At 42.0% G+C, this 26,382-nt stretch carries 19 protein-coding genes and 1 pseudogene; 8 read left to right on the top strand and 12 right to left on the bottom strand.

The annotated features are described in order from the left end of the window. Window positions 1–6 precede the first annotated feature (6 nt). From BLQ60_RS11905 to rpmH, 6 genes are all read right to left on the bottom strand, one after another. Window positions 7–1,464, bottom strand: a complete 1,458-nt coding sequence (locus tag BLQ60_RS11905; RefSeq protein WP_092620781.1) for an RNA-binding domain-containing protein — start codon at window positions 1,462–1,464, stop codon at window positions 7–9. A 427-nt stretch (window positions 1,465–1,891) separates the two neighbouring features. Further along, entirely contained in the window at window positions 1,892–3,271 is a 1,380-nt protein-coding gene (mnmE, locus tag BLQ60_RS11900) for a tRNA uridine-5-carboxymethylaminomethyl(34) synthesis GTPase MnmE (protein ID WP_092620779.1), read from the bottom strand. Between the two features lie 158 nt (window positions 3,272–3,429). Next, window positions 3,430–5,148, bottom strand: coding sequence for a membrane protein insertase YidC (yidC, locus tag BLQ60_RS11895; protein WP_092620777.1), 1,719 nt, complete (start codon window positions 5,146–5,148; stop codon window positions 3,430–3,432). Between the two features lie 5 nt (window positions 5,149–5,153). After that, a complete protein-coding gene (yidD, locus tag BLQ60_RS11890) occupies window positions 5,154–5,474 on the bottom strand; it encodes a membrane protein insertion efficiency factor YidD (protein ID WP_092620775.1) in 321 nt (106 codons plus the stop codon). A gap of 11 nt (window positions 5,475–5,485) precedes the next feature. After that, window positions 5,486–5,917 carry a ribonuclease P protein component gene (gene rnpA, locus BLQ60_RS11885; protein ID WP_092620773.1) on the bottom strand — a complete coding sequence of 144 codons (432 nt, stop codon included), beginning with the start codon at window positions 5,915–5,917 and terminating at the stop codon, window positions 5,486–5,488. Between the two features lie 35 nt (window positions 5,918–5,952). Then, window positions 5,953–6,087, bottom strand: a complete 135-nt coding sequence (gene rpmH / locus BLQ60_RS11880; protein WP_000831329.1) for a 50S ribosomal protein L34 — start codon at window positions 6,085–6,087, stop codon at window positions 5,953–5,955. 956 nt (window positions 6,088–7,043) lie between these two features. Here rpmH and dnaA point away from each other — a divergent pair. The 7 genes from dnaA (at window position 7,044) to BLQ60_RS11840 (ending at window position 16,024) form a co-directional block, all read left to right on the top strand. After that, a complete protein-coding gene (gene dnaA, locus BLQ60_RS11870; protein ID WP_092620769.1) occupies window positions 7,044–8,417 on the top strand; it encodes a chromosomal replication initiator protein DnaA in 1,374 nt (457 codons plus the stop codon). Between the two features lie 218 nt (window positions 8,418–8,635). After that, on the top strand, window positions 8,636–9,781 hold the full coding sequence (gene dnaN / locus BLQ60_RS11865) for a DNA polymerase III subunit beta (protein ID WP_092620894.1): 1,146 nt from the start codon (window positions 8,636–8,638) through the stop codon (window positions 9,779–9,781). A 7-nt stretch (window positions 9,782–9,788) separates the two neighbouring features. After that, window positions 9,789–10,868, top strand: a complete 1,080-nt coding sequence (recF, locus tag BLQ60_RS11860) for a DNA replication/repair protein RecF (protein WP_092620767.1) — start codon at window positions 9,789–9,791, stop codon at window positions 10,866–10,868. A gap of 63 nt (window positions 10,869–10,931) precedes the next feature. After that, window positions 10,932–13,460 (top strand): DNA topoisomerase (ATP-hydrolyzing) subunit B, encoded by a 2,529-nt coding sequence (gene gyrB / locus BLQ60_RS11855; protein WP_092620765.1) that lies wholly within the window; start codon window positions 10,932–10,934, stop codon window positions 13,458–13,460. A gap of 110 nt (window positions 13,461–13,570) precedes the next feature. Beyond that, window positions 13,571–13,894 carry a GNAT family N-acetyltransferase gene (locus BLQ60_RS11850; protein ID WP_092620891.1) on the top strand — a complete coding sequence of 108 codons (324 nt, stop codon included), beginning with the start codon at window positions 13,571–13,573 and terminating at the stop codon, window positions 13,892–13,894. A gap of 473 nt (window positions 13,895–14,367) precedes the next feature. Next, window positions 14,368–14,883 carry a 5-(carboxyamino)imidazole ribonucleotide mutase gene (purE, locus tag BLQ60_RS11845; protein WP_092620763.1) on the top strand — a complete coding sequence of 172 codons (516 nt, stop codon included), beginning with the start codon at window positions 14,368–14,370 and terminating at the stop codon, window positions 14,881–14,883. A gap of 10 nt (window positions 14,884–14,893) precedes the next feature. Further along, complete coding sequence (locus tag BLQ60_RS11840; protein ID WP_092620761.1) at window positions 14,894–16,024, top strand: 5-(carboxyamino)imidazole ribonucleotide synthase; 1,131 nt, start codon at window positions 14,894–14,896, stop codon at window positions 16,022–16,024. A 214-nt stretch (window positions 16,025–16,238) separates the two neighbouring features. Here the strand turns inward: BLQ60_RS11840 and BLQ60_RS11835 are convergent, their stop codons facing one another. The 4 genes and pseudogenes from BLQ60_RS11835 to BLQ60_RS11820 form a co-directional block, all read right to left on the bottom strand. After that, complete coding sequence (locus tag BLQ60_RS11835) at window positions 16,239–17,723, bottom strand: aminoacyl-histidine dipeptidase (protein ID WP_092620759.1); 1,485 nt, start codon at window positions 17,721–17,723, stop codon at window positions 16,239–16,241. Window positions 17,724–18,145: 422 nt separating this feature from the next. Beyond that, window positions 18,146–19,831, bottom strand: a pseudogene (locus tag BLQ60_RS11830) (2-oxo acid dehydrogenase subunit E2); the annotation flags it as partial. 2 nt (window positions 19,832–19,833) lie between these two features. Next, on the bottom strand, window positions 19,834–22,548 hold the full coding sequence (gene aceE / locus BLQ60_RS11825) for a pyruvate dehydrogenase (acetyl-transferring), homodimeric type (RefSeq protein ID WP_092620755.1): 2,715 nt from the start codon (window positions 22,546–22,548) through the stop codon (window positions 19,834–19,836). A gap of 305 nt (window positions 22,549–22,853) precedes the next feature. Continuing rightward, entirely contained in the window at window positions 22,854–23,501 is a 648-nt protein-coding gene (locus tag BLQ60_RS11820) for a M23 family metallopeptidase (protein WP_092620753.1), read from the bottom strand. Between the two features lie 97 nt (window positions 23,502–23,598). Between BLQ60_RS11820 and BLQ60_RS11815 the strand changes: the two genes are divergently transcribed. Then, window positions 23,599–24,045 carry a hypothetical protein gene (locus tag BLQ60_RS11815; RefSeq protein ID WP_092620751.1) on the top strand — a complete coding sequence of 149 codons (447 nt, stop codon included), beginning with the start codon at window positions 23,599–23,601 and terminating at the stop codon, window positions 24,043–24,045. A 101-nt stretch (window positions 24,046–24,146) separates the two neighbouring features. Here the strand turns inward: BLQ60_RS11815 and lpxC are convergent, their stop codons facing one another. Together lpxC and ftsZ are read right to left on the bottom strand one after the other, a co-directional pair. Next, window positions 24,147–25,049, bottom strand: coding sequence for a UDP-3-O-acyl-N-acetylglucosamine deacetylase (gene lpxC / locus BLQ60_RS11810; protein WP_092620749.1), 903 nt, complete (start codon window positions 25,047–25,049; stop codon window positions 24,147–24,149). A 107-nt stretch (window positions 25,050–25,156) separates the two neighbouring features. Continuing rightward, complete coding sequence (ftsZ, locus tag BLQ60_RS11805; RefSeq protein WP_378235189.1) at window positions 25,157–26,317, bottom strand: cell division protein FtsZ; 1,161 nt, start codon at window positions 26,315–26,317, stop codon at window positions 25,157–25,159. Between the last annotated feature and the right edge of the window lie 65 nt (window positions 26,318–26,382).

Below are 26,382 nucleotides of genomic sequence, written 5' to 3'. Positions count from 1 at the left end.
TAACTATTATCTTTTTTTTATAATATATTTGGCATTTATATCTCGCTTTTTTACACTTTGTCGGTCTATTAAATTTTCGGTAATAAATGCATTTAAATAACTTCGTATTGTATTTTCATTAATTTTTGTGTGTTCCGATAGCTCTAACACTGTAGCACTTCCATTATGAAACAAATAATTTAATATATTTTTCTGCGTTTCATTATACTTAGAAAAATTTCTTTCAATTTCTTTCATAATTGAGGTATCAATAGTTTTAGTGTGATCACTAATTCTATTTTTTAAAGTTAGAATGACACTTCCATTTCTTTCTTTGTACTCAGGCAAAGAAAGCATCGATCTTTCCATTGACTCATAAATCCTAGACACACCTTCATTGAGTTGACGTACATAACCTAAATCTTCAAGTACTCTTGTCAATCTTGGATTACGAGCAAATCTTTCTGTTTTAATATTCTCGATTGTGACTTGAGCAGGTAAAGGTCCACTATTACTTATTTCAATTCGATCATCAAAATGTTTAATGTAGACAGAATTACCTTGAACATTATATGAACGATGGCAAAGAGCATTTACAATACCTTCCAACCAAGCGGCTTCAGGATATTCAGGTACTTTTAGAAATTTTCCTTCTGTAATGTCTAGAAAATAATAATCTTTGAATGATGCCTTCAAAAATACACGTAACTCATCAATTAAGTTGGGAATATTATTTTCAAATCTTTCATCTTTTATAGCATTATGCTCTTCACCAACTTTTGCTTCAGTACCTTGATATCTAATGTACCTAACAGATGCTGAAGGAATGTATTTTTCTGGATCTTTTGCAAATAAAAGTATCGCTGCATTTTTAAACTGATACTTCTGTTCTTTCTTATCTACTAAGTGACGCTTATTCAATAAATCAAAAAAACTTCCTTTAGAATAATTGAGTTTTTCTTGATACGTTGCTAATAGTGTTTCATCTAAATCATTTTGATCAAAATTACTGACTATTTCCTCCTCAAAATGACGGATCATCTTATCATATTCTAATTTTCTTACTCTTTCTCTATCTAACTCACGATTCTCATCAGATACCCTTAGGTATACTTTTTGATTATCTTTTCTTTGAAATACTCGCTCCAACTCTTGCTCTACATGAAATAGAAAGACTAGATTTCCATCAATTTCAATTTCTTCTAATTCAATCGCACAAGGAGGTTCAATAAAATCGAACGCCAGTTTTCGGTATGACTCTAAATTATTTAAACTTTTTAGATCTTGAATTTCACCACTATCAGATACACCAAAAACCAACACTCCACCATCTGCATTTAGCATTCCTATCAGTTCTTCTGCAATTTTAGTCGGCTTAATTTCCTTTTCCCCTAAGCCTTTTCTCTCAAAATACTGATTTTCTCTCTGTTGTTGTAAATATTCTTTAGTAATGATTGTATTTAACTTAGAAAAAACTGTTTGCATACCAATACCTTGCTTATTTTGGACTACATCTTACTTAGAATAAATAATTCCATAAAAAGCAATAAGATACAATAAATAAAAAAATTATTTAATTTTTTAAAATTCTTGCTTATCAAAATAAAATTGATTGAGGAATAGTACCCAAGTATCTAACCCGATGCTTGCTTAATTTTTTAAAATTCTTGCTTATGCAAATTTAATCCATATAAAACAACAACATAATATTGACATAAAAACTTGCTTATTAATATACAGTTCTTTCTTAAATTTAATAAATCAATAAAATCATATAGTTATGTTTTATTAGAATTAGACTTTGCTATATGTTCTTCTAATTTAAACATCTATAATCCAAAGGACGTCTGAGTTTTTGCAGATAGGAAAAGCAAAATTACTGATCAACATAAAGTAAAAGAATAACCGCGAATTACTTCCCAATACAAAACGATCCAAAGATTTTCCCAAGTAAATCATCAGCGCTAAATTCACCTGTAATCTCACCTAAGGCATTTTGAGCGAGTCGTAGTGACTCAGCCACCAATTCCCCCGCATGATACTCTACAAGCTGTTCTCGAGCCTCTGCTAGATAGGATTGTGTACGTTGCATGGCATCTAAGTGCCGTGTCCGAGCGATAAAGCTATCTTCCTCAGGTTGGAAGCCTGCATATTGCGTGATGACCTCGATCAATCCATCAATACCAAGCTGTTGCTTCGCCGACAAAATTACCCGTTTGTAACCATCCAAACTGTCCACTTGTGGTGTGGCATCAGTGAGATCACTTTTATTGGCGATCAGGATCAGATGCTTCGAATCCATATATTCCGCAAAGAATTGCTGTGCTAATGCAATCGGTTGTTGCTCAGCACTCATGTCATAGACAAACAAACGCAAATCCGCCTGTGCAATCTCTTTATAAGCACGGCGAATACCCTCTTGCTCCACCTCATCACCTGTATCACGCAATCCTGCGGTATCGGTCAGGGTGATCGGTAAACCATTTAAGCTAACTTTTTCATGCAATACATCACGTGTCGTCCCTGCAATATCGGTGACGATCGCACGATCATTGCCTGCTAAAGCATTGAGTAGGCTTGATTTTCCTGCATTGGGTTTGCCTGCGATCACCACTTGCAAACCTTCACGGAGCAATTGCCCTTGTTTGGCGGACAGTTGCACTTGTTTTACCGAAGATTGTACATTTTCGAGCAACGCCAAAATTTTGCCATCTGCGAGAAAATCAATTTCTTCTTCAGGAAAATCAATCGCTGCTTCAACGTGTAAGCGCAGATGAATGAGTTTTTCTAAGACTTCATTGACTCGTAGTGAGAACGCACCTTGTAACGAGCGCACCGCAGAACGTGCCGCCGCCTGTGACGTCGCATCAATCAAATCGGCAATGGCTTCGGCTTGGACTAAATCCATTTTGCCATTTTCAAAAGCACGCATGGAGAATTCACCTGCTTTGGCAGCGGTTGCACCAAGCGCCAAAACTCGGGCTAACAAGGTATTGAGAATGACTACGCCACCATGCCCTTGTATCTCGACCACATCTTCGCCTGTGAATGAAGATGGATTGGCAAAGCGCAAAATCAACCCTTCATCGAGTACTTCACCTGATTCATCATAAAACTGACGAAATCCAGCCATGCGTAATTCAGGTAATTTTTTCTGTGTCAGTGCTTCAGCGATTTGAAAAGATTTTGAGCCTGATAAGCGAATCACGCCGACACCACCTCGTCCCGACGGCGTTGCAATGGCTGCAATCGTGGGTTGAGTGGCTTGGATTGGCGTGTTGTATTGACTCATGATGAGATTCGCTTGATGTACGATAAAAGAAGTTGAGGAATTTTTTCATGAATTGGCAGGAAAGGCTAGAGCCGATGGCATATCTTAGAATGGAAAAACCGCCTCAAATCGAAATCTGAGGCGGTTGCTCATCTGTGCGAATGATCGCTAGGATGAGATTATTTGCTGGCAGTGCTGAGACCTTGTTTGGCTGCACTACGGTTGATAAACCATTGCTGTGCGATGGTAATCAAGTTGTTGACGATCCAGTACAGAACCAAGCCCGCAGGGAAGAACAACAAGAACACGGTGAACATGATCGGCATCAAGCGGAACACTTTGGCTTGCATTGGATCAGTGGGTTGTGGGTTGAGCATCTGCTGGAAGTACATGGTTGCACCCATGATCAACGGCAGAATAAACCACGGATCCATCGCTGACAAATCTTGAATCCACAACATCCACGGTGCATGACGCAGTTCCACACTTTCCATTAATACCCAGTACAAGGCAAGGAAAATCGGCATTTGCAGTAATAATGGCAAACAACCTGACAATGGATTGACTTGTTCACGCTTGTACAGTGCCATCATCTCTTGAGAGAAGCGCATACGGTCTTCGCCGAACTCTTCTTTCATGCGTTGCATTTCAGGTGCGATGACACGCATTTTCGCCATAGAACGATAGCTTTTTGCCGATAACGGCCACAAGATCAATTTCACCAACAAGGTTAATAGAACAATTGACCAGCCCCAGTTGCCGACGATTTTATGGAAGAAATCCAAGCCCCAGAACAAGAGTTTTGCAATCGGCCACAACCAACCATAATCTACAGTTTGATTGAGTCCTGTTGCCAATTCTTTCAGTTCAGATTGAATTTTTGGACCAGAATACAGACTTGCAGAGATTTCATATTGTTTACCCGCTGGCACATTCACCAATGGCGAACGGAAGCCGATAATATGATAATCACCGCTATTACGTGATTCTAAATGTGCGGTATAGCTTTGATCTGGCACCCAAGCCGAGACAAAATAATGCTGAACCACTGCCACCCAACCTGCTTTGGCTTGTTGGTTCAATTTTTCTTCATTGAAATTGGCAAATTTCAGCTTGTTATAGTGCTCTTCAGGCGTACCCCAAGCACCACCCAAATACGTGCCTAAAGTGAAAATCCCTTGTGCAGATTTGCCTGGATCAGGTGCACTGTCACGCTTGAGCTGACCAAACATCTGACCTTGCCAGTTGCTTGCGCTACGGTTAACGATACGATGCGTGACTTGGATCGGATATTTACCCGAAGTAAATTTGAAAATTTTGAAAATTTCTACGCCATCAGCCGTCTTATAGACCATTGGCACTTCAAGGACTTTATGCGCTTCGCCATTTTCTGTACTGGTTGCTTTGGCATCTGCCAAAGTATACGCCATTTTATCGACTTCATAATTTGGGCGTTTGCCACTGCTGTCGATACCGTTGGCGCCAATCAAACCTGATTCTGCAACAAAAGTGCCTTTTTCATTGTGCAACATCACAAAAGGCTGATCGCTGTCTTTGCTTTGATCATGTGACAGCAATTCTAAACGAACAATATCACCACCTTTTGGATCAATCCAGACATTGTACATATCTGTTTTTACAGACACCAATTGCTGTGAATTACTGCTAGTTGATACGCTTGGTGTATTTGCTGCTGCATTATTGGCTTGTGGAATATCTGAATCCGTCGTCGCAGTATTTTGCGTTGGAATATCAGAGGCAGAATTTGTAGCTGGTGCGACCGCAGCTTGCTGAGGAGCGTCTGGCTGAGCGCCATAATCCTTTTGCCAAGCCAAAATCAGCAAATAAGCAGTCACAAACATGGCACCGAGAATCGCAAATCGAGCCCATTGTTGCATAATGATTACCCTAATTGATTAAAAGCAGTTGAATTGTTTTGACGTTTACGCAAGGGTACATAAACGTAAGAAATTTGAGCATCCGAAACGTGCAACGAAATACATCGAAAAGGCTTTCTCGGCACTGGATCATAGCCAGAACCACCCCAAGGATGACATCGACACAACCGTCTGGCGCTATAATACACACCTTTTGTTGCACCATGAAGTTGAATCGCTTCAATCGCATATTGAGAACAGGTGGGAATATAACGACAACGTGGTCCAAGTAGAGGACTAATCGCAATTTGATAAAAACGAATACACCAATGAAGAAACTTTTGCATTGGCTAATACTCTACTGATTCGAAACAGAAGAAGTCGAGACAGATGGAGTCGAAGCAGGAAGCGGAGAATTTTGGCGCCGATGTTTAGCAAATTGTTTCGATAACTTTTGCCACGCCAATTGTAATTGTTGATGCAAGTCTGCATTAGAAATGTGTTCTATACCGACTTTGGGCAAGACCACAATATCTAAGCCAGCCAAATCTCGTTGATGTAAACGAAAACTTTCACGGCTAATACGTTTGACGCGATTACGTTCGTGTGCACGGCGCACTTTCTTTTTAGCAACCACTAAGCCGATACGTGCCGAAGCATCCCGAGACTTTGCAGTAGCGAGAATCAAAAAGCTCGGTTGGTGCACCTTAAACAAAGTTGCATTAAATACACCTTCATAATCTTTGGCGCAAAGTAATCGCTGATCTGCACCAAACGTATAAAGTGCCATACAACCTCATCAGCAGAAAACAGTATAATGCAAGATTATACTGTTAAGCTGTGACGACCTTTTGCACGACGACGAGCAAGCACTTGACGACCAGCTTTAGTAGCCATACGAGCGCGGAAACCGTGAACACGTTTACGTTTCAATTCACTTGGTTGGAATGTACGTTTCATGTTGAAACTCCAAATCAATGTACTATATTTAAGGTGCGCAATTTTAGGCATCTATCAGCCAACTGTCAATGCAAAAAATAAAGAACTATCGCAAGTTTTCCACAAAAACCATCATTTTTTAATTTTAAATTCAAAAATCGCATCACCAAATCAAAATGAATTCAAATTAAGCGCTTTTAAATTCATTCTATTGATAAATACAAAGCCCATGCTACATGCAAGCTCAATACGGACAATTTTTTAAATTCAAAACCAAACAAGAATACGGCTAGCGTTTTAAATTCAAAAGTTCACAAAGTATAGTGATGTGTGTTCTGCTTTAGTTTGAATTCAAAGTTTATCAAAACTGATGATGCTTGTTGTATTTCATCTTACTCAATGTGCTTATTCCTTACCAATTCTCACTACAACTCCTTTATTACTTGCTTTGGTCAAGTTACTTTTAAAGTTTTCTTATTGGGGATCAGTCTAAAATTTCTACAAAAGATGAGAAAGTGTAAGTTCTTATCGTTATCAATTCTGATTTTTTTGAATTCATATTGCGCAAACTGAATTTAAATTTAAACTACTGATCTTGTGCACAACTCAATGGGACTTAAATTTAAATTTATAAATTTAAAATTTAAATTTATTGTTATTAGTATCGTGTTTTTCTGCGGAAAGTGGGTATATTTTTATAAAATTCATGTGGTTGTATTGTTGGTAACTTTGTTTATTTAAAAATAATGAATTGTGGATAAGTTTTCGTGTTATTTTATCCACACTTTGGGAAAATAGTTATCCACAGCAGTGATTTTTTGAATTTATAAATTTAAATTTGATGTGGTTGTGGATAAATTGCACACTTGAGCAGGATGCCTTATGACAGCGTGGGTGATCTTGGGTAGAATGGCGACCCCTTCAACGGGCGACAGCATTTTTTTAAATTTAAATTGATTATGGATCGGGAGACATCGATGCTTTGGGCAGAATGTTTAGAACGCTTAAGAAAGCATGTGTCTGATAACCACTTTACCATGTGGATCAGACCGCTTGAGGCAGAAGAACATCCAGATTGTTTAAAGCTGTATGTACCGAGCCCGTATTGGAAAAGTCATATTGAAAAAGACTATCAAGAGTTGATTTCAATTATGGCGGAGCAAATTTCTGAAGGGCGTGTACGTCAAGTTGAAGTGTTGGTGGGCTCAAGTCCAGGTAAAGATATTTTAACCAAGCAAGAAACACCTGCGACCACCACTTCTGCATTACAAAGTCCGCCTGTCATTCCTAAAGCGACCTCGAATGAAGTGTCGACTAAACAAGGTAAAAAGCGTCAGCTCAATCCATTATTTACCTTCAATCTGTTTGTTGAAGGGCGCTCAAACCGTATGGCAGCAGATACTTGCCGAAAAGTACTGACGCAACTTGGCGCAGCGGAGCACAACCCGCTGTTCCTCTATGGACCGACTGGACTGGGTAAAACCCATTTAATGCAATCTGTCGGCAATGCATTACTCCAGCAAAAGCCCAATGCCAAAGTGATGTACATGACGGCAGAAAGTTTTGTTGAAGATTTTGTCAGTGCCTTACAACGCAAAAAAATGGAAGAATTTAAGAAACACTGTCGTTCTTTAGATTTATTATTAGTCGATGATATTCATTTGTTGGCTGGTAAAGAGAAGAGTCTACAAGAATTCTTCTATACCTTTAATGCGCTACTTGATGAATCTAAGCAAATTATTCTAACTTCGGATCGTTATCCTAAAGAATTGACTGAGCTTGATCCACGTCTGGTTTCACGCTTTTCATGGGGCTTATCGGTTGGTGTAGAACCGCCAGATATTGAAACACGCACCGAAATTTTGCTGAAAAAAGCAGAAAGTAATGAGATTGATTTGCCTCGAAATTGTGCATTGTTTATCGCACAGCAAGTGGTTGCCAATGTGCGTGAACTCGAAGGCGCATTAAACCGAGTTGTTGCAACGGCACGTTTTCGTGGTTCGTCGATTGATCTGGATGTGGTGCGTGAGTCACTCAAAGATGTGCTTGCAATTCGTGCACGGAATATCAGCGTAGAAAATATCCAAAAAGTGGTTTGCGAATATTTCCGCATTCCCCTTAAAGAATTGACTGGACCAAAACGAACTCGAATCTACGCACGCCCTCGTCAGATGGCAATGGGACTTGCACGTGAGCTGACAGGTGATAGTTATCCTGAAATTGGCATGGCATTTGGCGGACGTGATCACAGTACCGTGATGCATGCCTGTGAAAAAGTACAAAGCCTGCGCAATGAAGATGTTGGTTTTAATGAAGATTATAAAAATCTGCATCGACTATTACAAAGCTAATGGATGATGCTGTTTAATTTTAATTTAGTTATTTAATTTTTTGATTTTTAATGATTTATTGTGTTTCTTGTGCGGAAATGCAATAAATTTTCAATTGTTAATTTTCGCCGAATATGATTAGATTGGGCGTTCATTTCTATCAAGTCACATCAAACACTTTTAAACGTTCGATATTGATTACACCTTGCTGAAATTTTGGATTTTGACTCATGACCACTTTGCGATTAAACATAGCGAAAGAAACATTATTGAATGTATTGACCCATGTGATGGGGGCTGTCGAACGTCGCCATACCATGAATATTCTGTCAAATATCAAAATCCAAGTCAGTGAAAGTCAATTAACCATTACAGGTTCAGATCTTGAAGTGGAGCTGGTAGCAAGTACTGCGCTGGAAGCTGGCGCATGTGTGCAAGCGGGTGAAAGCACTGTACCTGCACGCAAGCTAATGGATATTTGTAAATCGTTGCCGAATTCAGCGTTACTTGATTTGCAAGTGACCGATGATCAGCGCTGTATTTTGGTGTCGGGTCAAAGTCGCTTTGTCCTTGGAACCTTGCCTGCGGAAGATTATCCATTGCTGACCAATGAAGCAACACAAGGCACGCAAGTACAGGTTTCCCAAGTGGCGTTAAAGCATTTGTTTGAAAAAACATCGTTTGCCATGGCGGTGCAAGATGTGCGTTTTTATCTGACGGGGACGTTGTTAGAAATCGAGCAAAACCATCTGCGTGCGGTCACCACTGATGGTCACCGTTTGGCTTTGTCTGAAGCGACTGCGCAGGCGAATACCAATGAAGTACAGCAAGCCATCGTACCTCGTAAAGCAGTCGGTGAGTTACAGCGTCTGTTAACGGTGGAAGATTTACCTTTAACGATTTTGATTGGGCGTGAATTACTCAATGTGACCATTGAACAGCCAAGCAAAGACAATGAATCAGCAATCGTAGTACGTTTTACGACTAAACTCATTGATGGAAAATTCCCTGATTATCGTCGTGTGATTCCAAAAGGTGGCGATAAAATTGCAACTTTGGCGCACGATGCCTTCAAACAAACCTTGCAACGTGTGGCGATTTTAAGTAATGAAAAATTGCGTGGTGTGTTCCTGACTTTCAATGCTGACGTATTACAGCTTAAAGCCAATAATCCCGAGCAGGATGAGGCGGTTGAAGACTTCGCTATGCAGTATCAAGGTGATACTTTAGAAATGTCTTTTAATGCGCAATATTTGCTTGATGTGGTGAATGTGTTGGATGGCGATGATGTGCAAATGCAAATGTCAGAATCCAATCAATCGGTATTGATTCAAGATCCAAATCAGCCTGCGCAAACTTATGTCGTGATGCCAATGCGAGTCTAAGCACACAATGCTGTTGCAAAAACTGCGTATCGAACGACTTCGAAATATTCAAACGGTTGCAATGCATGACTTGCAGCCGTTTAATATTTTCTACGGCGAAAATGGTTCAGGCAAAACCTCAATTCTCGAAGCTATTCATTTGCTTGCCACAGGGCGTTCTTTTCGCACCCATATTCCAAAGCATTATATTCAATATCATCAAGCCGACACCATGATCTATGCGCAGTCGCAGGAATATCGTATTGGTTTGCAAAAGCTCAGTAGTGGTGAACAGACCATGCGGGTCAATGGCGATAGTGTGGCAACGCAAGGTCAAATGGCAAAATTACTTCCTGTACAAGTGATCGAGCCACAAAGTACCGACATTATCGATCATGGCGCAAAGCCTCGTCGGCAAATGTTGGATTGGCTTATGTTTCACGTGGAACCTGATTTTTTTGCGGTATGGCAGAACTATGCAAGAGCGTTGAAACAACGTAATAGTCTACTAAAAAGCTACCCTGTCAGCCGTGAACAAGTCAAAACATGGGATCAACTCTTAGCGACTTCTGGCGAGCAGATTCATTTATTACGTGAATTGATCGTGGATCAATGGCAAGCGGATGTGCAGGCAGAACTCAAATATCTTTTGCCACATTTAGAGATTGAGTTGGAATATGTGGCAGGGTTTTCGACTGAGTTAGGATTATCTGAACATCTAGCGCAAAGTCTACAAAAAGACATTGATCGACGTACTACAAATTATGGCGTGCATCGTGCCGATTTACGCTTTAAAACGCCAATTGGTGATGCCGAAGAAGTGTTGTCACGTGGGCAAAAAAAGCTACTGATCGTGGCGCTGAAACTGGCGCAAATTGCCCTTTTAAATCGCTCAAATAAGGAAACTGTGGTATTATTGGATGATCTAACCGCAGAGCTCGATACGCAGGCACAACAACGATTAATACGCCGTTTGCATCAATTAGGTAGTCAGGTTTTCCTCACCACTTTAGATCAACAAGCCGTGCAACACTATATGGATGACATCCAGTTGCCGTATCAATTGTATTGTGTCGAATCTGGGCAAGTGCGTTCGGTTTCAATCTAAACCAATCTTATGCGATGTTGATAGATCGAAACCATTTGGCAATGAAAAATTCAGGGAGAAATCATGAGTTCAGCGCAAAATAATGCAGAAAGTGATGCAAATAAAAGTGAACACGTGAATAACGAACAAATCAGCAATACAGAAGCACATCAAGCACCTGAACCTGTTGCTGAAAAGGCGTATGATTCTTCAAGTATTAAAGTCCTGCGTGGACTCGATGCGGTACGTAAACGTCCAGGTATGTATATCGGTGATACTGATGATGGCACTGGTCTGCATCATATGGTGTTTGAAGTCGTCGATAATGCCATTGATGAAGCCTTAGCAGGACATTGTGATGAGATTCAAGTCACCATTCATGATGATGAATCGGTGAGCGTATCGGATAATGGTCGTGGTATTCCTACAGAGATTCATCCTGAAGAAGGCGTGTCTGCCGCAGAAGTGATTTTAACCATCCTGCACGCAGGCGGTAAATTTGATGACAATAGCTATAAAGTATCGGGTGGTCTGCACGGTGTTGGTGTTTCGGTGGTCAATGCCCTCTCTAGCCAACTGTTCTTAAAGATCAAGCGTCAGGGCAAAGTCTTTGAACAAGAATATCGTCACGGCGATCCACAATATCCATTGAAAGAAACGGGTACAACCACTGATTCAGGCACCACCGTGCGCTTCCTACCAAGTAGCGAAACATTTAGTCAAACCATTTTTAATGTCGATATTTTGGCACGTCGCCTACGTGAACTGTCATTCCTGAATGCAGGTGTACGCATTGTACTCCGTGATGAGCGTGTTGATTTAGAGCATGTATTTGATTTTGAAGGTGGTTTGTCTGAGTTTGTAAAATACATCAATCAAGGCAAAACGCACCTCAATGAAATTTTCCATTTCACAGTGGATGCAGATAACGGCATTGGTGTCGAAGTTGCTTTGCAATGGAATGAATCTTATCAAGAAAATGTACTGTGCTTTACCAATAATATTCCGCAAAAAGACGGCGGAACGCATTTGGCAGGCTTCCGTGCAGCGTTGACACGTGGTTTAAACCAATACCTTGAAAGCGAAAATATCCTTAAGAAAGAAAAAGTATCCGTCACGGGTGATGATGCGCGTGAAGGTCTAACAGCGATCATTTCGGTGAAAGTACCTGATCCAAAATTCTCTTCACAAACCAAAGAAAAATTGGTATCGAGTGAAGTTAAGCCTGCGGTTGAACAGGCAATGAATAAAGAATTTTCAGCGTATCTTTTGGAAAATCCGCAAGCAGCAAAATCCATTGCAGGCAAAATCATTGATGCTGCACGTGCTCGTGATGCTGCACGTAAAGCCCGTGAAATGACGCGTCGTAAGAGTGCTTTAGACATTGCAGGATTACCAGGGAAATTAGCCGATTGCCAAGAGAAAGATCCAGCGTTATCAGAGCTGTATCTAGTCGAGGGTGACTCGGCGGGTGGTTCTGCGAAACAAGGTCGTAACCGTAAAATGCAAGCGATCTTGCCGCTGAAAGGTAAGATTCTCAATGTCGAACGTGCCCGTTTTGACAAGATGATTTCTAGCCAAGAAGTCGGTACGTTGATTACTGCGCTCGGTACTGGAATTGGTCGTGAAGACTATAATCCTGATAAATTGCGCTATCACAAAATCATTATCATGACCGATGCGGATGTCGATGGTTCGCACATTCGCACGTTGCTTTTGACCTTCTTCTTCCGTCAAATGCCAGAATTGGTCGAACGTGGTTATATTTATATTGCTCAGCCACCGCTATATAAGCTGAAAAAAGGCAAGCAAGAACAATATATTAAAGATGATGAAGCACTCGAAACTTATTTGATTTCTAATGCGATTGATGATTTAGCACTACATACCAATGCGGATGCACCTGCGGTCAGTGGTGCTGCACTTGAGCAACTCATCAAAGATTATCAAGTGTCACAGAAGTCGATTAGCCGTTTGACCCAGCGCTTCCCTGCGACTCTGCTTGATGCTTTGCTTGAGCTTGAAGCGTTTCACACTGAGCAAAAAACTGATCAAGCCTATGTGCAACAATGGAGTGAACAATTGGTTGCGGTGATGAATCGTCTACAACCAAGTTTGCGTAGTGAGTTTGAGCTGGAGCAGTTTGACGTACAGGTCGAAGGCGAAACGAAGGCGACGTATTATCCACGTGTGACGGTGTATGTGCACAATCTGCCACATCATTATTTACTCGATGGTTCGCTACTTCACTCAACCGAATATGCACGCCTGCTAAAAAATTCAAAAAGTTGGTTTAACTTATTGGAAAAAGGCGCATTCTTGGAAAAAGGTGAGCGCAAAATTTTCGTCGAAAACTTCCATCAAGTGTGGCAACAAATTTTGCAAGACTCTCGTCGTGGCATGATGATTCAGCGCTACAAAGGTCTAGGCGAGATGAATGCGGAACAACTTTGGGAAACCACCATGGATCCTGAAAACCGCAATATGCTTCAAGTCACCATTGATGATGCGATTGAAGCAGATCGCATGTTCTCCTGTCTGATGGGTGATGATGTTGAACCACGCCGTATCTTTATTGAAGAAAACGCACTGAATGCAGATATTGATGCCTGATATGCGTTGTTTTATTTGACAGATTTACACTTTTAATCACAACTTGATCGGTGAAAAGTGTCAAAATCAAAGCGTCGAAACGTCAGTTTTGGCGCTTTTTTCATGCGAAAATGAAAAAATACCAAGAGGAAATAAATATGAATATTCAACAACAAGACGATGGCAAACATGGTGTATTTCAGGCATTAGATGGCGATACTGGCAAAGAAAATCTGGCTGGAGAAATGGCATATACATGGGCAGGTGAAGGCATGTTTATCATCGATCATACCGACGTGTCTGAAGACTATCGTGGACAAGGTATTGGACGTCAAATACTCGATAAAGTCGTGGCATTCGCACGAGAAAAGCAGTTAAAAATTATTCCACTCTGCCCTTATGCAAAATCTGTATTTGATAAAGATCCAAGTATTGCAGATGTGTTGAGAAAATAAATTTATTATTTTCAAGTATTTAATTTGAATTTATCCAGTAAATTGTGAAGCAAAATACACTGATCGGAAAGCAAAAAATATTGCTTTCCCTTTGCATCTTTTTGTGCAATTCTAGTCCAGTTCAAAATTTCACCATAAACTTTGAATCTTTAAAATATGGAAATTTTAAAGCAGCTTAAGATATTTCTTAAGTTGTGCACAAACTTATCCACAACTTAACGTAATGAAAATAAAAAAATAATTATTTTGGATGAGTCTGATTTATCCACATTTCTAAATTTAAAACATCGAATGAGATGAAATTGTTTTTAAATTCAAAAGTAGCCTTTTAAATTTAATTCCATTGCATTTAGTTTCAGTGTAAAAAAAGCTATAATGCGCAGTTTCTCATCATCAAAATTCGGTTCGATCAACCAATTTTAGTTTTTGATTCTCCGAATATTTTTAAGCCATCACTTAGCGGAACTATGCCAATGAATGCGGTTAATACCACCGATGCTCAGCCTTTAGTTGGAATTATTATGGGCTCACAATCTGATTGGGCAACACTTGAGCACACAGCGAATATGCTGAAACAGCTCAATGTGCCTTTTGAGGCGGAAGTGGTGTCTGCGCATCGTACCCCAGATCGCTTGTTTGAATATGCTGAAACCGCACGTGAGCGTGGTATTCAAGTGATCATCGCAGGTGCGGGTGGTGCGGCGCATTTGCCAGGGATGTGTGCAGCCAAGACAGATTTGCCTGTGCTCGGTGTGCCTGTGAAATCGTCTATTTTAAATGGCGTGGATTCGCTCCTGTCGATCGTGCAAATGCCTGCGGGTATTGCTGTCGGTACTTTGGCGATTGGTCCTGCTGGTGCGACCAATGCAGCGATCATGGCGGCGCAAATTGTTGGTTTACAGCGTGCCGATATTGCCAAAAACATCGCAGATTTTCGCACTGCCCAAACAGAGAAAGTAGCGAACAATAACATCCCAGGTCAGGTTTAAGGACGAGATCATGTCAAAGATGACGATTGGTATTTTTGGTGGTGGTCAGCTGGGTCGGATGATGGCGCAAGCGGCTTTACCTTTGAATATACAATGTACTTTTTTCGAAGCAAATACAGATTGTCCATCAGCGGTATTGGGTCAAGTGATTTCCAGCCAAGATCAAGACGGCTTGCAACAATTTACGAAAAGTGCGGATGTATTTAGTTTGGAGTTTGAAAATACCCCGCTTGCTGATGTAGATCAGCTCACTCAATCTAAGCAAATTTATCCACCACGTCAGGCTTTAGCGATTGCGCAAAATCGTTTGCTGGAAAAATCTTTATTTGATGAATTAGACATTCCTGTTGCGCCATATCGTGCAGTGGATAGTTTGGAAAGTTTACAGCAGGCTGTCAGTGATTTGGGTTTGCCGATTGTGCTGAAAACCGCAACAGGTGGCTACGATGGCAAAGGTCAATTTGTCCTGAAAAATGAAACGCAAATCAATGAGGCATGGGCTGAGCTTGGTGCAGCAAAATCATTAATTGCCGAAAGTTTTGTGCAGTTCAACCGTGAAGTATCGATCATTGCGGTACGTGGGCAAGATGGCGAAGTGCGCACATGGGATTTGGCGGAAAACCACCATCATCATGGCATTTTGTCGCATTCCATCGTCCCTGCGCCGAATAGTTTACACTTGCAACCGATTGCTGAAGAATATATTACTCGCTTGCTGAATCATTTAGATTATGTCGGTGTGCTTACGCTTGAGCTGTTTGTGACTGAGCAAGGCATGTTCGCCAATGAAATGGCGCCTCGTGTACATAATTCTGGACATTGGTCGATCGAAGGTGCGGTATGTTCGCAATTTGAAAATCATATTCGTGCTGTTGCAGGCTTGCCGCTAGGTTCTACGCAAACAATCCGACCAACGGTTATGGTGAATATTATTTCTCAATATCCGAAAACTGAATCAGTTTTGGCGCTGGATAGTGCACATTTACATCTTTATGATAAATCCGAACGAGAAGGTCGTAAGCTCGGTCACATCACGCTTACACCGAAGTCCAAGGATGAGCTGACAGCACAGTGTCGTGCTTTATCTCAAATTTTGCCTGAATCTTTAGCATTAAATGAAAATATGCAAATTGAAATTTAATCTTGCTTTGTAGGGTTGATAGGTCATAATCTACACAAAATATGAAAAAGTGCATTGTCATTTAAACTTATTTAATTATAATGACAAGTGTAAAATTCCTTTTTGATTTTATACGGCAACACACCCCTGTTGCCGTTTTTTTTGCCTAAAATTTAGGATAAATTTTAGAAGCATCTGTTCAACATGTTCCACGTGAAACATCTATTTTACTTTCTCAGGCTTTCATTTTAGCGGATCTATTCGGCACATTGGCTAAAGCAGATTTGAGCAATTGCCAGCACTGCGCCACAGTGTGAATATTTACCCTTTCCCCAGGCGCATGTGCGCCACGTATATCAGGACCAAACGAGACCATTTCCAAATGTGGATAATGCTCTGCAATGATGCCACACTCCAATCCTGCATGAATCACTTTACGCTTTGCCTCAATGCCGAATACATCTCGGTAGGCTTGTTGCAAGCAGGCTAAGGCTTGAGAGTCAGGATTTGGGGTCCAGCCCGAGACTAAAGGCGTCAACTCGGCATAACAATCGTGTGAAATAAAGTGCTGTTGAATTCGCTCCGCTAATGCGCCAGCATCAGAATTAACCAATGAGCGCACCATGATTGAAGTAATGAGACCATTCTGATCGACTTTAACCACACCGATATTATTGGAAGTTTCCACGATATCAGCGATGCTTTGGCTCAATTTTGCCACACCATAAGGGCAACTGGCTAAGGCGTGAAACCATTGTTGCTGTTGTTTTTCTTCTAAAATGTGGGCATGTTTTTGTGGAGAATTTTGCAGTTGAATCTGTACATCACCATCGGTATTTTGTAGCCTTTCCCGCCACATATTTTCAGCGTTTTGTACAGCAGTTTGTAAATTTTCCAATTGATTGATCGGAATCGCAATGGTCGCTGAGGCTTCGCGAGCGATGGCATTGCGTGCTGTTCCACCTTGCATAGCAACCAAATGTCCGTGTAATTTTGCTAAATGATTGGCTAAGAATTGCGCCAAAATCACATTGGCATTCCCCCGCCCCTCATGAATATTTAAACCAGAATGTCCGCCTTTTAGACCGAGGATTTGCACATCGTAAAAGGCTAAATTTGGTGGCGCTGCGATAAACTGAGCAGTTTGATTGACTTCGACATCCTGACTCCCAGCACAACCGAGGTACAATTCTCCCCATTGTTCGGTATCAATATTGATCAACCATTGTCCATGTAAAATATTTGGCGATAAAAACCGAGCTCCACTCATCCCCGCCTCTTCATCAACGGTGAGCAAAACCTCAATTGCTCCATGTGCAACATCGTCTGACTCAAGTACAGCCAAAGCAAGTGCCACGCCAATGCCATTATCCGCACCTAATGTGGTGTGCTTAGCCACCAGCCAACCCTCTTCAATGATTGGTTGAATTGGATCACGTAGAAAATCATGCGGCGTATCTCGATTGGCTTGGGTGACCATATCGAGATGTCCCTGCAGAATCACAGGGATCGCTTTTTCCATACCTTGCGTTGCGGGCTTGCGAATGACCAAATTGCCGATCTCATCGACTTCGGTGTCTAAACCACGCTGTATTGCCCATTGCTGAAGATAGTCACGCAATACCTGTTCATGCTTCGATGGACGTGGAATATTGCATAAGGTTTGAAAGTGTCGCCACACGACTTGTGGTTCAAGTAAGCCAATTTCAGCAGTGTGCATCATCATTCCCAACAATCTCATGAATCATGATCATATGCTAAATTGATTGAAAAAAGACTAGGAGTTATGCAACAAATTGGATTTTTTGTAAGCTATGGCTTACAACTTTTGGCGTATATGATGACTTTTCAGACCGAAATCTGAGCCCTATACTACAAACATCAACAGACAGGATGTCTTTGATAACAAAACTTGCTGTGAAGCATATGAGGGAATGGAACTCGCCACATGACAAAAATAATCCAAGCATAGAAACAGGACGTTTCTCGATAACATGTGCTGTGAAGCACCAAGTGACAGGATGTTGTAGATCACAAGCAGTATAAAAAAGCCTTAAGATTCGTCTTAAGGCTTTTTCTATGCGTGAGAATGAAGAGAAGAAACCTTGATTTTCACTGAAAACCAAAGTTTCTCTATGTGGCTTATAACAAAATTGAGCGGATATCTTGCAATAATTTGGTCAATTTATTGGTAAATCTCGCAGCATCAGCGCCATTAATTACACGGTGATCGTAAGACAGTGATAATGGTAGCATCAATTTTGGCTGGAATTGTTGCCCATCCCAAACAGGTTGCATGGTCGCAGGGGAAATTCCGAGAATCGCAACTTGTGGCCAATTGACCAATGGTGTAAATGCTGTACCGCCGATACTGCCTAGGCTGGTGATGGTGAAGTTCGCACCCTGTAAGTCTTTTGGTGCGAGCTTCTTATCACGTGCTTTTTGGCTGAGTTCAGCAAGTTCTGTGGCAATTTGCGCAATCGACTTCAGATCAGGATTGCGTAGCACAGGCACGGTCAAACCATCCTCTGTAGCGACTGCAATACCCATATGAATTTCATTGCGTAACAACACCGATTTTTGATCATCGGCAAGATGACCAGCAAAATACGGCTCTTGCTTGAGCAAATGCGCAACGGCTTTGGCGATAAATGCCAAAATCGTTAGGCTGGTACCACGCTTCTTAAAGTCAGCTTTGAGCTCATTTCGCCATGCTTCGAGCGCCGTAATATCTGCAAGATCAAATTGCGTCACTTGCGGGATAAAATTGTTTAAAGACAGCTGTGGTACGGATACTTGTTGCAAGCGAGTCATTGCTTTGACTTCAGCACCACCATACGCATCAAAACTAGGTAGTTTTGGTAGGCCTGAGGTTTGTGCTACACCAGCAGTGCCTGCTGACGGCGACGATGTATTCAAACGACCTTTGACATAGGCATAAACATCCTCTTTCAAGATCCGATCATTTGAACCCGTTGCTTTGACTTGGCTGAGCACGACGCCGAGTTGACGTGCCATTTGACGCACCGCAGGTCCTGCATAGACTTTGGCATTGGCTTCGATTTCAGCATCAGTGAGTTTTGTGGTGCTTGTACTTTGTTCAGTACTAGATGACGCTGCTGGCGCAGATTCAGCCTGTGGTTTTTCAGCGGAGGTCGTTTGCGCTTTTTCTTCAGAAGGCTGTTGCGCTTTTGTTGTGGTCGCACTCTCGCCACTTTGTGCGCCTGCACCTGATGTTGACTTCACCGTCAACATCAACACGCCTTCTTTCACCATATCGCCAGCTTTAACAGCGATAGAGAGTACTTCACCACTGGCAGTACTTGGCACTTCGACCGTGGCTTTATCCGATTCCACCACGATAATGCTGTCGTCTTCGGCAATGACATCGCCGACTTTGACCAAGACTTCGGCAACAGAGGCTTTCTCCACGCCAATATCAGGCACTTTCAGTTGGATTTCACGACTTTCAGATGGTGCTTCGGCTTGAGGTGCATCTTTAGCAGGTTCTTCTTCTACTTTTGCATCGTCAGTTGACGGTGCTTCAGTTTCTGGTGTAGCTTCAGCTTTGGCGTCGGATTGCTCATTGGCTTGTGATGACTCTCCAGCTTCCAATTCGATCAACAGTGTGCCTTCTTTCACGGTATCACCTACATTGACCGAAATGGATTTTACTGTACCACTGGCAGTGCTCGGCACTTCGACCGAGGCTTTGTCAGATTCTAAGACCAAAATACTGTCATTTTCAGCAATCTGATCACCAACTTTGACTAAAATCTCGGTGACTTGCGCTTGATCTACACCAATATCAGGAGTAATGATTTGCATGATTATTTCTCCTCTGTTGATGTTGGTTCAACATATTCAGCCACAGGTTTGATCTCAGCGTGATCTTGAGGTTGCCAAGCAATTGGACGATCCACATCAATTTCAAAGCTGGTAATCGCATCTTTAACCAAACGATTGTCCACTTCACCTTCGTCAGCGAGCTGTTTTAAGGTTGCAACAACGATATGTGCTGCATCCACCTCGAAGTAGCTACGCAACTTTTCACGGGTATCTGAGCGACCATAGCCGTCTGTTCCGAGAGTGGCATAAGGACGATTGTCAGGTAAATATGGACGAATCTGCTCGCTATACATGCGCATATGGTCAGTCGCTGCGACGACCGTGCCATGATATGGGCGCATCTGCTCGGAGAGCCAGCTTTCTTTAGGTTCCTCGCTGAGCGGGTGATTACGGTTGTATTCTTCACATGCCATACCGTCACGAGCCAATTCATTAAAGCTAGTGACGCTCCAGACATTGCTATGGATTTGGTATTCTTCACGCAAGATTTTCGCAGCTTTGATCACTTCACGCAGGATCACACCTGAGCCAAGCAGTTGCACAGTGGCTTGATCGTCTTTTTCAAATAGGTAGATACCACGACGAATACCCTCTTCAGCACCCTCAGGCATCGCAGGATGCTCGTAATTTTCATTCATCACAGTCAGGTAGTAGAACACACGTTCTTGGTCTTGATACATGCGTTTTAAGCCATCGTGTACGATCACCGCAAGTTCATAACCAAAACATGGATCATATGCCACACAGTTTGGAATAGTTGCAGCCAAGATGTGAGAATGACCATCTTGGTGTTGCAAACCTTCGCCATTCAATGTGGTGCGTCCAGCGGTTGCACCGAGCAAGAAACCTTGCGCCTGTGCATCACCCGCTGCCCATGCCAAATCGCCAATACGTTGGAAACCAAACATCGAGTAATACATGTACATAGGGATCATTGGCAGGTCATTGGTCGAGTAACTGGTCGCCAAAGCAGTCCACGCACTCATTGCCCCTGCTTCGTTGATGCCCTCTTGTAGCATGTGACCGTCTTTGGCCTCACGGTAGTTCATCAACTGTTCATTGTCTTCAGGGGTATAATGCTGACCATTGACCGCATAAATCCCGAGCTGACGGAACATGCCTTCTAGACCAAAAGTACGTGCTTCATCAGGCACGATCGGTACCACACGATCTTTAATGGCTTTTTCTTTAAGCAAGGCTGAAATTAAGCGTACCATCATCATGGTGGTAGACAATTCTTTTTCACCACTGCCTTTAAGCACGGCGTCAAATACGCTCAGCTCAGGAATTGGTAGCGCTTCACTTTCTTTACGACGTGCTGGTAAATAACCACCCAAAGCCTCACGACGGGCTTTCATATATTTCAATTCAGGTGAATTTTCTGCAGGACGGAAGAATGGCAGCTCTTGAAGTTGTTCATCGCTAAATGGCAAATTGAAGCGATCACGGAAGTATTTTAGCGATTCAACAGGGAGTTTTTTGATTTGGTGGGTTTTGTTGATACTTTCTGCTTCATGGGACAGTCCGTAACCTTTTACGGTTTTCGCCAAAATCACTGTTGGCTGACCATTAGCTTGCATCGCAGCAGCATAGGCAGCAAAGACTTTATACGGATCGTGACCACCCCGGTTTAGCGCATCGATGTCTTGATCGCTCAGATGTTCAACCAATTTTTTCGCTTCAGGATATTTGCCAAAGAAGTTTTCACGGGCATAGCCACCGCCTTTGACTTGTAGGCGCTGATAATCACCATCCACCGCTTCTTCCATCACGGCTTTTAATGCGCCAGAATCATCTTTATTGAGCAATGGATCCCAATGACGCCCCCAGATTACTTTAATGACACGCCAGCCTGCACCACGGAAAATCGATTCCAGTTCTTGAATGATTTTACCATTACCACGCACAGGACCATCAAGGCGCTGTAAATTACAGTTAATGACCCAGATCAGGTTATCCAAACCTTCACGACCTGCCAGTGAAATCGCACCTAGGCTTTCAGGTTCGTCCATTTCGCCATCGCCAAGATATGCCCAGACTTTACGGTCTTCTTCTTTGATTAAGCCACGATTCATCAGGTATTTTTGAATATGCGCTTGATAAATCGACATGATTGGACCAAGACCCATGGATACCGTTGGGAATTGCCAATATTCAGGCATGAGATACGGATGTGGATAGCTCGACAATCCATTGCCATCGACTTCACGACGGAAATTTTCCAGTTGATCTTCGGTCAGGCGACCTTCTAAAAATGAGCGTGCATAAATCCCAGGGGCAGAGTGACCTTGATAATAAATCATGTCGCCGCCAAAATTGTCACTGTTGGCACGGAAAAAGTGGTTAAAACCAACATCATACAATGTTGCACTTGAGGCAAAAGTCGCTAAATGTCCACCAAGATCATCGACTTTATTGGCACGAAGCACCATCGCCAAGGCATTCCAACGGATCAAGGCACGAATACGACGTTCCATATCTGGATCACCGGGCATTGCAGGCTGTTCATTGACAGAAATAGTATTTAAATAAGGGGTATTTAAGCGCTGTACAGGGACATGTTTGGCGATTGCACGCTGATATAATGCTTTTAAAATAAACGCTGCACGTTCCGTTCCCATATGTTCGATGACTGAGTCAAATGCATCCTGCCATTCTTTTGTTTCCAAAGCATCCTTGTCACCATAAAAAGCCATATTTGCCACCTATCCTATTTCTTTAGCCTGATTTATCTTTCCACAAACCACCACAAAAGTCGCCTATCCTAAGACTAAAAGACGACACCAAATAGCATAAAACTTATATTTTTAAAATAAATGGCAAAAGGTGATAAAAAACAAATATTCACACAGAATGGTGCGTTGAGGCTATGATTCTTAAAAAATCATCACAAAATAAAATAATAAATAAAAGTATTTTAATTGTTAAAAAATTAAGCTAATTTTGATATAAAAAACGCCCAATATCGATTGAGCGCTTTAAAAATAGGTCAATATTTGGCTTATGGCAATAAGGCGAGATAAGTCGATGGATTTTGACGCTTATCGTTTTTCACCACTTCAAAGTGTAAGTGAGGTCCAGTACAACGTCCAGTACAGCCGACATTGGCAATATGTTCACCTGCATTGACATAATCGCCTACTTTAGCAATCAAACGAGATGCGTGCGCATAACGTGTCTTATAGCCGTTGTTATGATCGACTTCGACATAATAGCCATAACCACTGCCCCAGCCTGATTTGGTCACTACACCAGCGCCTGTGGTGTAGATTGGCGTGCCCGATGGTGCAGCAAGATCAATTCCAGAATGCTTACGAGTCGTGCCTAGTAAGGTGCGTGTGCCGTAAGATGAGCTGACACGAGAGTCAGGCAGTGGATGTGCAGACATCCAAGCATTAGATGATGAACTGCCATATTTACTTAATGAAGCGTTATTGAATTCGACCGAATTATCTTGCGATGCAGACACTAAAGTTGCATTGCTAATGGTTTTCTCATCCTGAGAATACGAACCTTTTCCCAAGGTGCGTGATAATTGTTCTAATCGATCCATCGATTCCATTGAGTTTAATGATTGGTAGTCCGCAAAAGCCACTGACATGGCAGAGCTTGCGAAAGACAAAGCAAGTAAAAAACGACGAATATGCATAAATAAAAACCTCGAATCCCAATTCGATCGTGAATCACTTGCGTATAAAAAATTTGGCACTACCATAGAGAGATCAACTATCGAAGATGATCAATTTATGCAACAGTCCAAAGCATTATTTCAAGGGCGTTTTCAGCCATCTTCACAACGAGTCGGAAATTTTACATTTCTACAAAAGCAAGTTGGCGCATGGCAACAACTTACAAAATTAATTCAACCTTTATTTCCCGCTGGAGCGGTGTGGCAGGTTGTATGTTATCAACATGGTTTGCTCATTATTGCGGGCGACAATCAAGCATTGATCAGTCAGGTGCGTTATTTGCAAAGCCAATATATTCGGAATCTAAAAGCAATCCCTGCTCTAGCCGACGTGCAACAGATCAAAGTAGTTATGCAATCTGTTTCACAATCATCTAGTAGCAAAAAATATACACGAAAGAAACGATTGTCAAATCAAACTCAAGAAGAGATACAACAAGCCGCTCGAATCGTGAAAGATGCCAAGCTTAGCGAAGCCTTGCTACGTTTGGCAAGCCAAGACTAAGAATGAAATGTTACCGAAGCATGAAAATCGGGGAATTGTAGAGTATATAAGGCGTGATGGTTTTGTAATATTATAACATTAAGTTGTTTGCTGACAGGTGTTTAGCTCAGCGGAACATATTTAATCGGGCAAGATTCTTGATTACAAAATGTTACAATTTCATAGCTGTCAGCATCGGCTTCCACAGCACGCAAAAGTTTGTTATTGAGTGCATGACCCGACTTAAAAGCGTCAAATTTGGCAATAATCTGGTGCCCAAGGAGATATAAATCGCCAATCGCATCGAGGATTTTATGGCGCACAAACTCATCCGAAAAGCGTAAACCGCCTTCATTGACCACCCCATGTTCATCCAAACCAATGGCATTGTCGAGATTGGCACCTAAGGCAAGATTATTGGCCTGCAACAGCTCTAGGTCTTTGACGAAGCCAAAAGTTCGCGCTTCGCTGACTTGTTCAACAAAATTTTCAGTGGAAAATAGAATTGAGGTGGATTGGTATTTTTTGTCAAAGGCAGGATGGTCAAAATCAATGGTGAAATTCAATTCAAAGCCATCAAATGGACGAAAAGAGGCGGTTTTATCATCAGTTTGAACATGGATTTCTTTTTTTATTTTGATGAATTTTTTCGCTTCGGCTTGTTCGGTCAGTTCACCTTGAAGTAGCAGATAAATAAAAGGCCCTGCGCTGCCATCCATAATCGGAATTTCTGGTGCATCAATTTCAATGATCAAATTGTCGATACCCAGTCCAGCAATGGCGCTCATGACATGCTCAACGGTGCCGATTTTGACTTTATTTTTCACCAAGTTGGAGCACATATAGGCTTCTTGGATCAGCATCGCTTCAGCGGGAATCTCAACTGCTGGGTTAAGATCTATGCGACGGAAAACAATCCCCGTATCACATTCGCTAGGCAAAAAGTTCATTCTGACTTTTTTCCCACTATGTAATCCGATACCGCTGGCTCGAACAACTCGGCGGATTGATCTCTGTTTAAACATATTTTCTTACAAGTTTAGCAATTGTAAATAAGGTAGCACAAAATAGATTGTAAAAAAACATAAGGATAGTTGCTTTTTGCGAACTATCCTTATTATCAATTGAAAATTTATTTACGTTGCTGATTTTTCAGGTAATCCTGAATACTCATTGGTGCAGGACGTGGCGAGCCATTGTTTGATGTAGGCGATGGTTGATCATTGGCAGCATTGTTTTGCGCTTGACGGCTAATCGCAGGTACATCATCTGCATCCGCAGTCTCATTAGATTGAGCATTTTGTGCTGCTTGAACAGGCTTTTTGCTAGCAACGGCAGCGCTTGGCTCATTGTTGCGAGTGAGACCTGTAGCAACAACGGTGACACGAATCTCGTCACGTGCGTCAGGATCAATTGCTGTACCGTAGAATAATTGCACTTCGTCTTCATCGACAATTTGCGCTACATAGTCAGCAATGGTTTCAGCTTCACGTAAAGAAACGTCTTCACCACCAGTGATGTTGATCAATACGCCTTTGGCATCGCTGATATTGACTTTATCAAGGAGTGGACTACGAATCGCCATTTCAGCAGCTTGTTCAGCACGCTTTTCACCACGACCAATACCTGTACCCATCATCGCATAGCCACGTGTGCTCATGGCGGTTTTTAAATCGGCAAAGTCAAGGTTAATCAGACCAGGATTGACCACAAGGTCGAAGATACTGCGTACCGCATTGAGTAGCACATCATCGGCTTTTTTGTAGGCATCCTTCATCGAGATGTCGCCATACACATCCAACAAACGAGAGTTTGGAATGATGATCAGCGAATCGACATGCTTTTCTAACTCTTCAATACCGAGCTCAGCCGCTTTGATACGACGACGTCCTTCAAAACGAAATGGCGTAGTGACTACACCAACAGTGAGTAAGCCCATTTCTTTGGCAACTTCCGCCACCACAGGTGCACCACCAGTCCCTGTACCACCGCCCATGCCAGCAGTCACAAAGACCATGTCAGACCCTTCAAGGTGCTGACGAATGGCATCACGGGTTTCTTCTGCAGCAGTACGACCAACTTCTGGGTTGGCGCCAGCGCCAAGACCACGGGTGCTTTGTTCGCCGAGTTGCACTTTGTTTGGTGCAGACATGCGATCTAGCGCTTGTTTATCTGTATTGGCACAGATAAATTTCACCCCTGCGATTTTTTGTTCGACCATATTTTGAACGGCGTTACCACCACCACCGCCAACCCCAAAAACGGTGAAGCGTGCTTGTCCGTAACTGTCCATTTCATCATCGTCTATATAAGTAATTGAATTTGTAGGCATGACCTTCCGACTTCCAAAATTGTTAT

The sequence above is a fragment of the Acinetobacter marinus genome, assembly GCF_900096915.1.
Lineage (GTDB): Bacteria > Pseudomonadota > Gammaproteobacteria > Pseudomonadales > Moraxellaceae > Acinetobacter > Acinetobacter marinus.
The sequence above is the reverse complement of the archived record's forward strand: the minus strand, read 5'-3'. Positions and strand labels throughout refer to the sequence as shown.